Annotated in this window: 13 protein-coding genes and 1 CRISPR repeat array; of the genes, 4 read left to right on the top strand and 9 right to left on the bottom strand. The window is 66.5% G+C overall.

Features of this window, described 5'->3' with window-relative positions:
• Window positions 1-2: 2 nt before the first annotated feature.
• Window positions 3-569: an elongation factor P gene (efp, locus tag FAZ21_RS15890; RefSeq protein WP_136774428.1), complete on the top strand. Its 567-nt coding sequence runs from the start codon at window positions 3-5 to the stop codon at window positions 567-569.
• A gap of 63 nt (window positions 570-632) precedes the next feature.
• Here the strand turns inward: efp and FAZ21_RS15885 are convergent, their stop codons facing one another.
• The 4 genes from FAZ21_RS15885 to FAZ21_RS15870 form a co-directional block, all read right to left on the bottom strand.
• On the bottom strand, window positions 633-788 hold the full coding sequence (locus FAZ21_RS15885) for a DUF1328 domain-containing protein (protein WP_136774427.1): 156 nt from the start codon (window positions 786-788) through the stop codon (window positions 633-635).
• 315 nt (window positions 789-1,103) lie between these two features.
• The gene (locus FAZ21_RS15880) at window positions 1,104-1,583 is read right to left on the bottom strand and encodes an SRPBCC family protein (protein ID WP_136774426.1); all 480 of its coding nucleotides are present in this window, start codon (window positions 1,581-1,583) and stop codon (window positions 1,104-1,106) included.
• A 114-nt stretch (window positions 1,584-1,697) separates the two neighbouring features.
• Entirely contained in the window at window positions 1,698-3,344 is a 1,647-nt protein-coding gene (locus FAZ21_RS15875) for a DEAD/DEAH box helicase (protein WP_136774425.1), read from the bottom strand.
• 434 nt (window positions 3,345-3,778) lie between these two features.
• Window positions 3,779-4,519: a helix-turn-helix domain-containing protein gene (locus tag FAZ21_RS15870; RefSeq protein ID WP_136774424.1), complete on the bottom strand. Its 741-nt coding sequence runs from the start codon at window positions 4,517-4,519 to the stop codon at window positions 3,779-3,781.
• Window positions 4,520-4,654: 135 nt separating this feature from the next.
• Here FAZ21_RS15870 and FAZ21_RS15865 point away from each other — a divergent pair, with 135 nt between their 5' ends.
• Entirely contained in the window at window positions 4,655-5,494 is an 840-nt protein-coding gene (locus tag FAZ21_RS15865; RefSeq protein WP_136774423.1) for an alkaline phytoceramidase, read from the top strand.
• A gap of 481 nt (window positions 5,495-5,975) precedes the next feature.
• Here the strand turns inward: FAZ21_RS15865 and FAZ21_RS15860 are convergent, their stop codons facing one another.
• The gene (locus FAZ21_RS15860; protein ID WP_136774422.1) at window positions 5,976-7,481 is read right to left on the bottom strand and encodes a M48 family metalloprotease; all 1,506 of its coding nucleotides are present in this window, start codon (window positions 7,479-7,481) and stop codon (window positions 5,976-5,978) included.
• A gap of 148 nt (window positions 7,482-7,629) precedes the next feature.
• On the opposite strand from FAZ21_RS15860, the gene FAZ21_RS15855 reads away from it, so the two are divergent.
• Window positions 7,630-8,046: a DUF4124 domain-containing protein gene (locus tag FAZ21_RS15855; RefSeq protein WP_136774421.1), complete on the top strand. Its 417-nt coding sequence runs from the start codon at window positions 7,630-7,632 to the stop codon at window positions 8,044-8,046.
• A gap of 144 nt (window positions 8,047-8,190) precedes the next feature.
• A CRISPR array of direct repeats spans window positions 8,191-8,893; the repeat unit is 29 nt; unit sequence GTGTTCCCCGCGTGAGCGGGGATGAACCG.
• Between the two features lie 103 nt (window positions 8,894-8,996).
• Here the strand turns inward: FAZ21_RS15855 and FAZ21_RS15850 are convergent.
• Together FAZ21_RS15850 and FAZ21_RS15845 are read right to left on the bottom strand one after the other, a co-directional pair.
• Window positions 8,997-10,034, bottom strand: a complete 1,038-nt coding sequence (locus FAZ21_RS15850; RefSeq protein ID WP_136774420.1) for an aldo/keto reductase — start codon at window positions 10,032-10,034, stop codon at window positions 8,997-8,999.
• Window positions 10,035-10,174: 140 nt separating this feature from the next.
• Complete coding sequence (locus FAZ21_RS15845) at window positions 10,175-11,140, bottom strand: TraB/GumN family protein (RefSeq protein WP_169307451.1); 966 nt, start codon at window positions 11,138-11,140, stop codon at window positions 10,175-10,177.
• Window positions 11,141-11,329: 189 nt separating this feature from the next.
• On the opposite strand from FAZ21_RS15845, the gene FAZ21_RS15840 reads away from it, so the two are divergent.
• Window positions 11,330-11,761: a hypothetical protein gene (locus tag FAZ21_RS15840; protein ID WP_136774418.1), complete on the top strand. Its 432-nt coding sequence runs from the start codon at window positions 11,330-11,332 to the stop codon at window positions 11,759-11,761.
• Window positions 11,762-11,843: 82 nt separating this feature from the next.
• Here the strand turns inward: FAZ21_RS15840 and FAZ21_RS15835 are convergent, their stop codons facing one another.
• Both FAZ21_RS15835 and FAZ21_RS15825 read right to left on the bottom strand, forming a co-directional pair.
• Complete coding sequence (locus FAZ21_RS15835) at window positions 11,844-13,262, bottom strand: pilus assembly protein TadG-related protein (RefSeq protein ID WP_136774417.1); 1,419 nt, start codon at window positions 13,260-13,262, stop codon at window positions 11,844-11,846.
• A gap of 821 nt (window positions 13,263-14,083) precedes the next feature.
• On the bottom strand, window positions 14,084-15,061 hold a 978-nt coding region (locus FAZ21_RS15825; RefSeq protein WP_136774416.1), incomplete at its 5' end, for a pentapeptide repeat-containing protein.

The following is a 15,061-nucleotide window of genomic DNA, read 5'->3' as shown; positions in this document are numbered from 1 at the left end:
TCATGAAAACCGCTCAAGAACTCCGTTCGGGCAATGTGATTCTGGTCGATGGCCAGCCGCTCGTGGTCCAAAAGACCGAATACAACAAGTCCGGCCGCAATGCTGCGGTCGTGAAGATGAAGATGAAGAACCTGCTGTCCGACGCGCCGTCGGAAGCGGTGTACAAGGCCGACGACAAGTTCGATGTGGTCGTGCTGGAAAAGCGCGAGTGCACCTACTCGTACTTTGCCGACCCGATGTACGTGTTCATGGACGCCGAGTACAACCAGTACGAAGTCGAAGCCGAGAACGTGGGCGACACCGTGGCCTTCATCGTCGATGGCATGGAAGACGCCTGCGAAGTCACCTTCTACGAAGGCAAGGCGATCTCCGTCGAACTGCCGACCACCATCGTGCGCGAAGTGGAATACACCGAGCCCGCCGTGCGTGGCGATACCTCCGGCAAGGTGATGAAGCCCGCCAAGCTGAAGGGCACCGACACCCAGATCCAGGTGGCGGCCTTCATCGAAATCGGTGATCGCATCGAAATCGACACCCGCACCGCCGAATTCAAGAAGCGTGCTTCCTGAGTTCATCGCTGCAAAAACAAAACGGCCGCAATCGCGGCCGTTTTGTTTTGGGGCGCCGGGGCGCTAACTGTTGCGCCGGATCAGCGAGACCACGAACAGCACCAGGAACACCACGAACAGAACCTTGGCGATCCAGGCGGCGGTACCGGCGATGCCGCCGAAACCCAGCACCCCGGCAATCAGGGCAACGATCAGAAATACGATGGCGTAGTGCAGCATGGCGACCTCCTCGGCGATGTTGTGCCTTCACTCTAAGGGGGCTAACTGCTTGTTCCACAGGGAATATTGCCGGATTTCCGGCTCGACGGCGGGCGCTGGCACGATGTTTTCCCACACCAGCGGCGCGTGTCCGGAAACGCTGTAGGCCAGAGGCTGAGGCAGTGTAGGAGGGGAGGTCGAGGGGAAGTCCGGGAGGGGAAAATCCGTAGATCCGGAGGGCACGAAAAAATCCGGAGAACACGGAGAAAAAACCCACGGGAGAGAAAGCAAATGGCTACTTGCGGCCGGTTTGTCCTGTGCCTGCCCCCTCACCCCTCACCCGAAGTGCCCCGCCTGGGCCAGCTCGCGAATCCGTCGTACCGTGTCGATGTCGTTCTGGCGATACGCTTCCTTGACGTAATCCACGTAGTAGCTGTCGTCGGTTTCGCTGGCGCCGGGGGTTTCGGGTAGCGGAGTGTCGTACACCACGCGCAGGAACAGCACGCCGGGGCTGGGCTGTTCGATGGTCATGGTCAGCGAGCCGCCGCCGTGTTCTTCGCTGGGCTGCGTGTCGTAGTGCACGCGCTCGCCGGGGGTGAAAGCGATGTGATCGACCACGCGCAGGTTGCCCATGCGCATTTCGCGTTCGACGTAATCATCCTCGCGGTGCAGCACCGCCACGTGCTCGACATGCGCCATGAAATCCTGCGGCGCCTCGGCCCGGTGCACCAGTCCGCGCCACAGTTGCTCCGGGCTGAGCGACACCGCCAGCGGGTTGGTGTCGTCGTTGATCTGGACCAGATGTTCGAAATGCATGGAAGCTCCTTTGCCGTCGTGGCAAGAGAAAAGGGCAGCCGCAGCCGCCCTTTCGTTCGATCCGTCCCCCGGCGGCAAGGCCGCCGGGCAACAGGCCGGGCCGGGTGTCGATGATCAGTGATGACGGCCGGTCGAGCGACGCGGGGGCATCGAGAACAGCGTGGAAACGGGCGTGTTCTCGTTGCTGGTCGGCTGGCGCTCATCCCACACCGACGCATCCTTGCCGCGATGCTCCACGTTGCCGCCACGGCTGGCATTGTTGCCGCGCTGCGCGCCGGCGCCGCCCTGGCCTTGCCCCTGGCCCTGACCTTGCCCCTGGCCTTGACCACGGCCCTTGCCCTGGGCGCGCGGCTGTTGACCTTGCCCCTGACCCTGGCCTTGACCCTGTTTGCGACCTTGCTGCTGCTGGCCACCGCGTTGACCCTGGCCTTGCCCTTGCCCTTGCCCCTGGTTCTGGCCTTGCCCCTGGCGCGGCTTGCGCGGTTGCTGCTGGCGTTGCCCGTCCTGGGCGCGCTCGCCCTGGCCTTGCTGCTGGCCGCGACGGCCTTCGCCGCCCTGGCGCTGACCGCCGCCACGCTGTTGCTGGCGCTGGCCGCTACGCAACTGGATCGGTTCGGGCTTGGCATGCGGATCGGGCTCGAAGCCTTCGATCACCTGCTTGGGCAGATCGCGCTTGATCAGTTTTTCGATGTCGGTCAGCAGCTTGAGTTCGTCCACGCAGACCAGCGAGATCGCCTCGCCCTCGGCGCCGGCGCGGCCGGTGCGGCCAATGCGGTGCACGTAGTCTTCGGGAACGTTGGGCAGCTCGTAGTTCACCACGTGCGGCAGTTCGTCGATATCGATACCGCGCGCGGCGATGTCGGTCGCCACCAGCACCTGCAGGGTACCGGCCTTGAATTCGGACAGCGCGCGGGTACGGGCGCCCTGGCTCTTGTTGCCGTGGATCGCCAGCGAGGGGATGTCTTCCTTGCACAGTTGCTCGGCCAGCCGGTTGGCGCCGTGCTTGGTGCGGGTGAAGACCAGCACCTGGAACCAGTTGTGCTGCTTGATCAGGTGCGCCAGCAACTGGCGCTTCTTGTCGCGATCCACCGGGTGGACCTTCTGCGCGATGTTCTCGGCGGTGGCGTTGCGGCGGGCCACTTCGATCAGCGCCGGGTTATCCAGCAGCTTATCGGCCAGGGCCTTGATGTCGTCGGAGAAGGTGGCCGAGAACAGCAGGTTCTGGCGTTTTTCCGGCAGTAGCGCCAGCACCTTCTTGATATCGTGGATAAAGCCCATGTCCAGCATGCGGTCGGCTTCGTCCAGCACCAGGATCTCGATGCCGGACAGATCCAGCGTGCCCTGCTGCGCGTGATCGAGCAGCCGACCCGGCGTGGCCACCAGGATATCGGGCTTTTTCTTCAGCTTTTCGATCTGCGGGTTGATCGCCACGCCGCCGAAGATCACCAGCGATTTCTGCTTTACGTGCTTGCCGTAGTTGCGCACCGATTCCTCCACCTGGGCCGCGAGTTCGCGGGTGGGGGTGAGGATCAGCGCGCGGATGCGCGGCGCGCCTTCGCGCGGGTTTTCGGTCAGGCGTTGCAGGATGGGCAGCGTGAAACCGGCGGTCTTGCCGGTGCCGGTCTGCGCGCCCGCCATCAGGTCGCCGCCGGAAAGAATGGCGGGGATGGCCTGGGTCTGGATCGGGGTGGGTTCGGTATAACCGAGTTCGGTGACGGCGCGGACAAGCGCCTCGCTCAAGCCGAGGGAAGCAAAGGACATTGGATATTCCGTGAAGACCGCCGCGATCCCCTACCGGGGCACCAGTCGAGCAGCGGTTCGACAATACAGGGACGGACTGGAAACGAGTACGGAAGCAGCGATCCTAGCGCCTGTCCACGCGATTCTCGCGGGGGCGCCGGGCCGGGAAAGGCCAGGCACCAGACGTGCGACGCAGGCGATCAACAGTTGTTTTCCAAGGCGCATCACGCAGTGCATGGAGCTTTTCCAGCCGGCCCTGTGGGTGCGGGGCACTGCCGGAATGCTGCTGCGTTGCCGGCCGCTTGTGGTGTCACACCACCGCGCGCCTCGCGCCTTGCCGCGCACCGGCTCTACCCCGAACGCTGCCGCGGACATCGCGTGGGCAGGCTCCGGGCCGGACGGGCCGGACATTGCATCGGATCGAGCAAAGTTCTCGCATTATACGTAATCGCGTTTCAGGCGCCAGAGGGTATGCGGCGGTATTTTGCAAATGCGGACGGCTCCCATTCGCGCAGGGCCACCAACAGCCCGTGGCCGCGTCGCTCGCCGACCGGCTGCGGCAGGCTGGCCTGGTGCTCCAGCGCGAACTCGCGCCGCAGTGTTGCCAGCAGGCCGATCAGGCGATCGCGCGCCGCAGGGGTCAGCATGCCGTGGCTGAAGGAAAAGCAGGCCTCGTCGGCGAAACCATGCGCCAGGAAATCGCCCTCGGCGTGCGTGCGGAAATAGCGGCGGATCGGGCCATCTTGCAGCCAGTCGAAATCGCGCGCCACCGCCAGCCGTATCCGGTTGCCCGGCAGCAGCGCGATCAGCCCGAGCCGGTCCAGCCTGACCAGCCGCAGGATCAGCGTCGGTTCGTCCAGCCGGTAATGCGCCAGCATATCGGCGGTCTGCCAGTGGTTGAGCGCGCAGACGGCCACCAGCAACAACAGCTCGTCCGCCACCAGCTCGGCCTCCTGCGCCGCGCTCAAGCGCGACACCTCGTGCCGCGCCTGCGCTGCCAGCGCCAGCTCGGCCAGCGTGATGTCGGCCAGGCGGCAGATTTCGCCCAGCCGATCCAGCGTGAAACGGCCACTGGCGAACAAGCGCTTGATGCTGGCTTCGGAAAGACCCAACGGTTCAGCCAGTGCGCGATAGGTGATGCCTTGCTCGCGCAGGTGGCGCTTGAGCGCCTGCAACAGTTCGTCGGCTTCCTGCATGGTTGTTCTCCCCCTGTTTAGTATCGAAATACGATACCACCGGGCGTGACTTTCGGCACTTCCGCCATGCAGATAGCGACTTTGGTGCACCAAACGCATCCTTGGGGTGTTCTCTTACTCACAAGGATGTACAAGATGGAAACCCTGGTCGTCGATCGCAACCCCTGGCGTGGCTGGCGCTGGTCGCTGACAACGCTGCTGGCGCTGGGCAGCGTGCTGTTGCTGTGGGCCTACGGCCCGATCCACCAGCTACCGCACTACCACGACTTTGTGGGGGATCGGGCGTGGTGGGGCGTGCCGGCAGCCGTCAATGTCTGGTCCAACCTGCCGTTCCTGCTGGTAGGGCTGTGGGGGCTGCGCGTGGTGGGCCGTCTGCCGCGTGTGCCCGGCGATACCGCCTGGGCCGGCTGGCGCCTGTTCTTCCTGGGCGTGACCCTGACCGGCGCCGGATCGGCGTTCTACCACTGGGCTCCCGACAACGCCCGTCTGGTGTGGGATCGCCTGCCGATCGCGCTGGCCGCCGCCGGCATGCTGGCGGCCGGATGGGCCGAAGGGGGCCACCGCGCCTGGGGGCGCGAAGCGGCTGCCCTGTGCGCCCTGCTCGCGGTGATCAGCGTGGCATGGTGGCATTTCACCGGGCTGGGCACCGCGGAGGGCGGCGACCTGCGCCCCTACCTGTGGCTGCAACTGGCGCCGCTGTTGCTGGTACCGTGCTGGCAGCATCGCGCCCAGGCGCCGTGGTCGGAACGGCTGGCGATCCTCCAGGCGGGGCTGTGCTACGGCCTGGCCAAAGTGGCGGAACTGGGCGACGCCGTGGTGTACGACCTGAGCGGCGGCTGGCTCAGTGGCCACCACCTCAAGCACCTGCTCGCCGCGCTGGCCTGCGCCTGGCTGGCCGCCATGCTGCGGCAGCGCTCGCCGGCGCAGCCCGCCATGCCCCAGCGCCCGAAGCGCGTGGCGCATTCGAGCACTTGATCCGACCACCACCGAACCGGCCCCCGCACGCAAAAGAAGCCTGGGTTCAATCGATCAGCAGCCCCGCGACATCGCGGGGTTTCCTCATGACGGCGGGGGAATGGCGTTACTGCCAAAAGCAGCCTGACACGCCGCAGTTCGATCAATCTGCGTACACGGATTGATCGGAGTCCGCCGCCAACTCCATGCCCCCACAGCGCGCTTTTCACGAACTTGCCGCGCCCCCTGATAGGCCCGGCAGCGCCCTATGCATCGGGTGCAGCTGAACGCCACCGGCAGCCCACCCCCGCTTGCAACCGCATCGAGCGCAGCGAGGCCCCCTCGCGGCGGCGAGGGCGGGGGGAGTGGAATCGATCAGGAAGCGCCGTTGCTGGCATCCCACAGATGTTTCGCACCCGGCTTTGCAGGCGCTTGCAGCTACTGGCTCATGGCAATACTAAAAGAGCAATCAAGGCGCGCCGGTCAGCAAAACCCCCGGCAATCACGCGTGCGCCCACCCGTGATACGTGGACAGCCGCGCCCACATGTCCTCGACATCGTGCTGGCGTGCCCGCTTGCCCAGATAGCGCTGGCAGCGCGCCATGCCATCATCCACCAGTTGCTGATCCAGCTTCATCGCCTGCTCCATGCAGCCCAGGCCGCGCTCATCGCCCGCATCCAGCAACAGCGAGGCCAGCAGGTAGCGCGCCTGTGCGTGCTCCGGCTGCTGCGCCAGCACGCGTTCCAGCAACGGTCGTGTTTCGGCGGCGCCCAGCCGCGAGTGCGACAGTTGCGCCAGCCGCCAGAGCTGATGGCTGTCCAGGGTATCCGGGCTGTGCATGCGCAGCGTTTCCAGCTCCGCTTCCTCCTGGCGCGCGGTACGGTAGCGCGTCTTCCAGGTCTGGCTGTTCAGCGCCAGCCAGTCGCGGTCGAACTCGCCCACCAGCTTGCCCAGCGTCACGCCCAGCCATTTCTCGCCCGCGCTTTGCCGGGGCCAGCCCACCGGCGAAGCGGCCTGGCCCAGCCGATCCAGTTGCTGCTTCAGGCTGGGGTGGGGATCGTCGTAGCTCGGGCGCTCGGCCAGCGCCTCCTTGAGCCAGCGGCTGGAGCGCCAGACGCGCTCACCCTGGCGAAAGCCCTCGGCCATCCCCGCATAGGGCGCCAGACCCGGCTCGGCGCGGGTATCGGCCTGCCGCCAGTAGGCGGTCCAGTAATGGTGCTCGAAGAAACGGCCGAACAGCGCCATCTTGATTGCCGCATGGGCAGCCGCCTGAGTGCCGATCACTTCGGCGGACCATTGCGTGGCGGCCATTTCCTGTTGCCGCGCCAATGCCAGGGTATAGGTCTGGAAGCGCGGGATGTACCACAGGTAAAAGCGCGCCACGAACTCGCTCAGCGCCCCGTGTTCGTCATGCAGGTGTGGATAGCGCGCGGCCCAGCGGCGGCGCAACTGGCAGATCCAGGTGGCCAGCCTGCCCTGGTCGCCATGCAGGCGACCGCATTCCTGCGCCAGCAGGGCCGCCAGTTCGGAGGACGACAGCGCCAGCAGTAACGGCAACCCCACGATCAGGTGACGCCGGCGGCGCTGCAACGGCAGCCGCGTCGGTTGCTCCACCAGCTCGACGGCAAAGCGCTCGCCGACCGATACCGAATCCGGTACCGCCGTGCCGGTCTTGCGCGCCAGCTTGTCCAGCAAGCGGAACAGATCCGGCGCCTCCGCCCGGTGCAGCGGTCGCCCGGTGGGCAGATCGTCGTTCTGCGTCAGACAGTTCAGCACCAGATAGACGCTGGTGACCGCGAAGGCGATGCCACTGATCGTGAGCAACACCCGTTCGGTATGCACCCCGATGAAAAAGATCAGCAGCCCGAACAGCACCAGCCCCACCACGGCCAGGTAGCCCGCCAGCGCCATCGCCGTGACGCGCAACTGGTAAAGCGTGGGGTTGGCGTGCGCATCGTTTTCCAGCGCGGCGACGCGCTGCGGATCGAGGATCGGTTGTTCGTTCATCAGCGTAACCTGAAGCAATCGATTAGGCGCACGTTGTAAGGCATGGCGAGCGGTACGACAAAGTGGGGCGACCGACTGTCGGTTATGGAGCCTGCGCGGCAACCGATGACCCTTGGCGCGGCCGATACCGGAACGGGAGGAACAGACAATGCGACACCTGATCGAGATGGCGGGCGTGCTCTGCCTGGCGCTGGCGGGCGAAGCCGCCGCCGACGTCTACAAATGCCTGAAGGATGGCCAGACGATCTACGCCGACCGCCCGTGCGACGGCAAACGGCTCGACTACAGCGGCGGCGCGGTCTCCAATGTCGATGCCTTTCCCGTCCCCGACCCGACCCCCGTGCCCGCCGTGGCACCCACGCCCGAACCCCAGGCCACGGCCCCCGACCCCGGCGAACCCACCCGCATCGACCCCGACCAGCGTGCCACGGACCTGTGCAATATCGACAACCCCGACCGCGACACGGTGTTCTGCTCCCCCGACAACCTGCGCCGCCTCTACGACTGGCGCAACCGCCCGAGGCCCCCGCAACCTGCCGGGGGCGGGATCAGGATACTGAAATGAGCTTGATCTGGCGGGTTGGCGAGCCACCTGGCCAGGATTCCGGGCCGCCGCCGCTCGCCCCAAGAACCCCCGGATCAGGGCTGTAAGGTTGGTGGATTTGGGTGGGGGGAATATTGGTTGATGAATCAATGTGTTGTAATTGGTGTGTTCCCCGCGTGAGCGGGGATGAACCGTTGTCCTACAGGCGTAATTATGTCATTTCTCCCGTGTTCCCCGCGTGAGCGGGGATGAACCGCCGGCTGCGTGCGTGTTAATGGGTGACGTGTGGTGTTCCCCGCGTGAGCGGGGATGAACCGCAACTGAATCTTCCGCAGCACATCTTTGTGTTGTGTTCCCCGCGTGAGCGGGGATGAACCGCCCATCGTCGAGAATGACGATATGCCGGTGGTCGTGTTCCCCGCGTGAGCGGGGATGAACCGGATTTGCCGAGGTTGAACGCGGTCACCGCTACGTGTTCCCCGCGTGAGCGGGGATGAACCGTCGCCGCAGGCTGGGCACTACATCTACGACGCGTGTTCCCCGCGTGAGCGGGGATGAACCGGCACGCTGGCGTGGTCGTTGACGCGCTCGTGGGTGTTCCCCGCGTGAGCGGGGATGAACCGCGCCAGGATTTGGATGGTAGGGTTGCCGAGCTGTGTTCCCCGCGTGAGCGGGGATGAACCGCACATTCCCGATTTGATGGAGCAATGGCATGCGTGTTCCCCGCGTGAGCGGGGATGAACCGCCGCTGCGCTGCGCCCATTCGGCCAGCCCCTTGGTGTTCCCCGCGTGAGCGGGGATGAACCGGTGTGGATGGTTCGAGTCCCGAAGGCATGGCAGTGTTCCCCACGTGAGCGGGGATGAACCTTGGGCGGCGGTAGGCCGGCCATCGACCAGCCCGTATTCCCCGCGCGATCAGGGTATGCCCCGAGCCGGCCCCCGCTCCGCGTGATCCGCCGCGCAGCCCCCGCCTACAGTGCCGGATTCGGGCTTCGTGCGTGGATGGCTTCGATTGCGGCGTCCAGTTCCGGGGTGATGGTGACCGCCAGGCTGCCGAGGTTTTCTTCCAGTTGCGCCATGGTCGTGGCGCCGATGATCACGCTGCCCATGTACCAGCGGCTGTTCAGCCAGGCCAGCGCCAGTTGCGCCGGGGTCAGGCCGTTGGCGCGGGCCAGGGCGGCGTAGTCGGCGATGGCGGCCTGGACATAGGGCTTGGCGTAGCGCGCGCCGAAGCCGGGGAACCGGGTCATGCGGCCGTCGCTGGCGGCGTCGTCCTGGTATTTGGCGGTCAGCAGGCCGAATGCCAGCGGGCTGTAGGCCAGCAGTGCCACCTGTTCGCGGTGGCAGACTTCGGTCAGGCCGTGCTCGAAGCCGCGATGCAGCAGGTTGCAGACGTTCTGGATCGTCACCGGGCGCGGCAGGTTGTTTTCGCGTGCCACGCGCAGGAACTCCATCACGCCCCATGGCGTTTCGTTCGACAGGCCCACATGGCGCACCTTGCCGGCGCGCACCAGTTGGTCCAGCGCTTCCAGTTGTTCGTAGACCGACGGCACCATGTCCGGCTCGCGGCTGGGGTCGAAGTAGGTCTCGCCGAACATCGGCACGTGCCGCGCTGGCCAGTGCAACTGGTACAGGTCCAGGTAATCGGTGCGCAATCGTGTCAGCGATGCCTCGCAGGCGGCGACGATCTGTTCGGCGGTGAACTGCGGGCCGCCGCGCATCCAGGCCATGCCGCGTTGCGGCCCCGCCACCTTGCTGGCCAGCACCACACTGTCGCGTGGCTGGCGTGCCAGCCAACTGCCGACGATGCGCTCGGTGGCGCCTTGGGTTTCCGCTTTGGCGGGCACCGGGTACATCTCGGCGGTGTCGATGAAGTTCACGCCGGCCGCCAGCGCCCGGTCCAGCTGGGCATGGCCTTCGGCCTCGGTGTTCTGTTCGCCGAAGGTCATGGTGCCCAGGCACAGTACGGATACGTTGAGGTCGGAGGCGGGTAGCAGTCGGTAACGCATGGGGTTCTCCAGGGTCTGGGCGCGATGCGGTGATGGTGTACCGCAACCGGCCCGGATGGGAAGAGGCAGTCCGGCCCGTTTTCGGGCGCAACAAAAAGCCGCTGGCTGGCAGCGGCTTTCTGGCGTGGTGTGACGCGGGACTACTTCTTTTTCTTTGCCTTGGCGGCGGGTACCACGTCGGCCGGCGTCACGGTGTAGCCGGCGGCGCGCAGGCGGGCGATCAGCCCATCCTTGCCGGGCAGGTGCAGTGCGCCGATGGCGAAGAAGGCGTGGGCCTTGGGCAGCACCTGGATGATGCGGTTGGCCAGGCGCTCGTTGCGTTCGGCCAGCAGCACGCGCTTGGTCCAGTCGGCGAAGTACGCGCGGTCGGCGGCGGAGAAGTCGCGGATCACCGGGTCGGAATCCGGCTGCGCCAGCTTCACCATGCCGGCGTAGTCGCGAGCCACGTAGCGGTCGATGATGGCCTTGATGCCGGCCTCCATGTCCTTCTGGTTGTCGATCAGCGTCTTGAGCAGCACCAGTTGCTTGTCGGCCGGGATATCCGAGAACACCGCCAGTTGTTCCTGCACCGTTTCGATGCCGTCATAGCCCTTGCCGGCGTCCACCGCGTTCTTGGTCAGCAGCAGGTCCAGCGGCAGTTCGCCATCGGGCTTCTTGGGCGCCATCAGGTACATCGCGGCGGCCCAGGGCTTGAGGCGGCGCACGGCGGCCTCGGGGTAGTGGCGTGCTTCCAGCTCCGGTACCAGCTTGGTGTAGTAGGCGGCGCCCAGCTTGTCCTTCAGGCTTTCGCCCTCGGGCAGCAGCACGGTATTGGCCTGTTCCATGAAGGCGCCGAAATCCAGCCGCACTTCGGTGGCCACGCGCTCGGACGAATCGAACGCGGCCTGCACGGCGGGCGAAAGCCGGGTCACCTTGGGATCGGAGACGTGAACCGTGCCGAACAGCCACGAGGTGGGCTCGTTCTTCTTTTCGATGCGCCACAGGTGCGAGCGCGGAAAATCCTTCACGTCGTCGCTGGCGGCGTGCGTGACGACCGGGGCCAGGAGGGCCGCGGTACACAGCCCGGCGAGCAGCGGGCGCATCAGATGGCGAAGGCGGGGCAACATCGAAATCTCCGTTCTAGGGGGCGACACAAGGCTGGCAAGTATAACGAGCCGCGTCGTGCGCTGGGCGACCGTTTTCGCGCGGGGTACGCGCGGGATCAAAGTCGGGTGGCGCAGCGCGCCGCACGCGGGCGGGGGACAGGCGATATCATGCCAGCCAGCCCCGCCGGACAGGGGCAAGGAGGAAGAACAATGTCGAGATACCTGTGGCTGCTGGGCCTGGCGTGCGGCGTGGTGCTGGCCGACGCGCCCGCCCCGGCGCAACCCGCCGATTTCGTCGGTACCTATTGGGCCAACCTGCATGGCGACCGCCACACGCGGGCGCTGTGGATCGATGCGCTGAACCAGGCTGGCGCCAACACCTTCACCGCACGCGGCCGCTTCGGCATCGCCTGCGCCGGTTTTCAACCGATCACGATCCAGGGCAAGCGCGAGGCGTTGGGCTGGCGGCTGGAGTTCGTGCTCGGCCCCAAGGTCACCGTCAGCGTGAATGGCGATCCGAAGCGGTTGCAGGGCGATTATCGCGGCGAATTCGGCACCGGTGTGCTGACGCTGGATCGCGGCGATGTCGCCACCACCTGCCCCGAGGCTGCGGCGGCGGTCGATGATGTGGGGTCGCAGTAACCCCAGGGCGAATCGACCTTCAAACGTGGGTGCGAAGGACGAAGGCCGGGCGCATTGCTGCGTTGTGCCTCGCTCGTGGGTATCACCCTACCAACGCACTCGCACCACGGCATTCCGCGCCGCGCAGGGTGACGTCGGCGTAGCCCAGGCGGATGCCCAGCGCGCCGAGTACCGGGTCGAGCGCCGCATCCAGCGGCGCCCCGAGCGCACCCAGGACCGGTCCCAGCAGGGGCACGCCGCCGAGCAGGCTGCTCACGTTCTGTTTGGCGCCGAGGGTCTTGGTCTGCGGCAGTGGGTGGCCGGGGTCCACGGTGAAGACCAGCGTACCGCTGCCGCGCGCGCAATTGCCGCTGGTGAGGCACGCCGCCGCGGTGCGCACGCCCACGGTCACCGTCATGCTGTCGCCGGTGCAATCGATGCTTTGCAGCCATGCTTCGCTGGGGGCAACGTTCACGTCCACCGGCACGGTGATCTTGAGCAGCGGCAGCAGCGTGGATATCGACAACCCCAGCGTGGTGTTGCTGCCCCGGTCCATGGTCTGCCACTGCCCGGCGCGGTTCAGCCCCGGCACGCCCGATGCCACCACCGGTGGGTTCACCACCGTGGCATTCACGGCGACCTTGGCCACCAGTGGCAGGTTGACCAGCGTGCCCAGTTCCGCCGCATGGGCGCGATTGGCCATCTGCAACCCCGCCAGCAGCAGCTCGCCGGCCGATACCCGGGTGGCTACGGCGGCGGCTGCATCGACCAGGGCCAGGTCGAGGATGCCGGTGCCGTCGTTATTGCCCACGCGGATGGTATTGCCGGGCACGGTGCTGGTCAGTGCCTGCAACACCGCGACATTGGCGGCGTCGCCCTGCGCCTGGAGCGCCTGGATCAGCGCCAGCCGCAAGCGGTCGTAGCTGACCTGGCTGTCGAGCAGTTGCTCGACGGTCCCGGCGTTCAGTCCGACCATCAGCGCCTGCAACGGCACGCTGGCATTGAGCAGGCCATTGTACGAGGCGGCGGTCAGGTTCACCGGTTTGCCCAGCAGGCCGGACAGCAGGGTGTTGGTGCCGCCGGCATTGAGCAGCCCCGTGCCCAGGCTGAACGTGGCATGGCTGCCGCTGCGGGCAATGGCGTGGGCGACGATGGTGGCGTCGTCCGGCAGGAAGAAGGTGGGGAAGGGCGCATGCCGCGCGGTGACGCGCACTGCGTTGGCGCTGTCGAATGTGCCGACGACGGTGAACTGGCCGTCGGTCTGCCAGTCGCCTGGTTCGACGGTGAGCAGCAGGCCCGCGCCGGCCGGGTCGAAGCCGTTGCTGAGCGCGCTGTTTTGCGCTGCGTTCACCGGCCCGTCGGTCAGCGCTTCGGCCGCTGCCAGCGCGCCCAGGTCGGCCACTTTCTGCAAGCGGCGTTTTTCGGCCATGACGCGGCCGACGTCGAGTACGGCGAGGGCGCCGAGGAGGAGCAGGAGGATGCCGAGCATGAGGATGGCGATGCTGCCGTGGTGGCGTTTCATGGGGGGCGCTCCTTCTTTTTTTGTGGGGTGCTCTGGTTGAGCGGGCCGCTACGGCGGGGCGGGGGGTGATTGCGGTGACCGTAGTTACGGCTGTTGCAACAGCCACGGCAACAGCCACTGCAACTGCAACTGCAACTGCAACTGCAACTTCAAAGGCTTTAAACGCAGAGCGCCTTGCGGCGCGGGTGATTGATGCCCTTAGCGGCCGGGCGGGCCGGTTCATTTCTTTTGCGCGGCCAAAAGAAACGAACCAAAGAAAAGGCCGCCCCGCATACGCGCCCCGGCAGGCCGGGGTTCCCTCGCTCCAGACAATCGAGCGGTGGCTGCGGAACTCGCTCGCTACGCTCACTCAGACAGTCCTCGCCGAATTCCCGCCCGCTTGTCTTCCTCTCGGCGCTGCTGAGGGGCCCCGGGCAAACCATCCTCACCCCCGGCCCCTCCCCTTGAAGGGAAGGGGTGACGTGTGCGAGTGCCTGCGGGTGAAAATTGGTGGTTTTGTTACCCAAGGGTACAAAGGCGTGGCTTTTGCCTTCTCACTTCCCTTGGCATTCAACGGCCTTTCCCCCCGTTACGCAGGCGCCGAGGAAGTGGAGGGAGACCTTAGGCTCCCGACCGACTGAGGGCACCCCGGAGGGGCGCAAAGCGCGGGTCGCCTTTTCTTTGGTTCGTTTCTTTTGGCGAAGCAAAAGAAATGAACCGGCCCGCCCGGCCGCTAAGGGCGTCAATCAGCCGCGCCGCAAGGCGCTCAGCCTTTAAAGCCTTTGAAGTCGCTGTTGCAGTTGCAGTCGCAACCACGACAACCGCTACGCGTCCGATCCTCATCACGCCACCCTCCGATTCGCTTCCAGCCGCACCCCATCGAACCGCGCCCCATACAGCAGCGCCCCCGTGCAATCGGCCTGCACCAGATTCGCCTCGCACAGATCGGCCTGACGCAGATCGGCGCGGCGCAGCAGGGCCTGGAAGAAATCCGCGCGGCGGGCGGAGACGCGCGGCAACAGCGCCTGCATCAGCAACGAGCGCGCGAAGACGGCGTCGGTGAGGATGGCATCGCTCAGATCGCACTCGCCCAGCTCGCAGCCGATCACCCGCGCGCCGGTGAAGTCGGCGCCGGCCAGCGTGGCACCATGCCAGCCGCAGGCACTGGCGTTCAGCCCACACAACAACGCGCCGGACCAATCCGCCTTACCGCCCAGCGCGCAAGCGTCCAGCGTGGCGCCGAGCCAGGCGCTGCCGACCAGCGTGGCGTCGAGCAGCACGGCTTTCACCAGCGAGGCACCGCCGAAGTCGGCACCGTTCAATTGCGCTTGCAACAGCACGGTCTTGTTCAGTTGCGCGCCGCGCCAGCGGCTGCCGTCGGCCGTGGCCTGCGTCAGCAAGGCGCCGTCGAGCACAGCGCCATCGAGGACGGCGGCGCTCAGGTCGATGCCGGGCGCGATGCCGTTTTGCAGCAGTGCGCCGGTCAGATCGGCCCCGCCCCATGCGGCGTTCATCGCGCTGACATTGCGCAGCGACGCCTGTTTGAAGACTGCGCCGCCGTGGCTGGCGCTGAAGTTGGCGCCGTCCAGCAGCGCGCCGCTGAAATCGGCGCCGTCCAGCGTGGCGGCGGTGAACACGGCGCCGGCAAGGTTGGCGCCGCTGAAGTTGGCGCCGCGCAGGTTGGCGTGTTCGAACAGCGTTTCGCGCAGGTCGGCGCCGGATAGATCGGCGCCGGCGAGGTCGATGCCGGCAAGGTCGCGCCCGGCCAGCACCGCGCCGCCGCGCAGCCCCGGCCCATCCCAGCGGCCTGATGGCCAACT

It is taken from the genome of Chitiniphilus eburneus (assembly GCF_005048205.1).
Lineage (GTDB): Bacteria > Pseudomonadota > Gammaproteobacteria > Burkholderiales > Chitinibacteraceae > Chitiniphilus > Chitiniphilus eburneus.
This window is presented reverse-complemented; position numbering and strand designations above follow the sequence as displayed.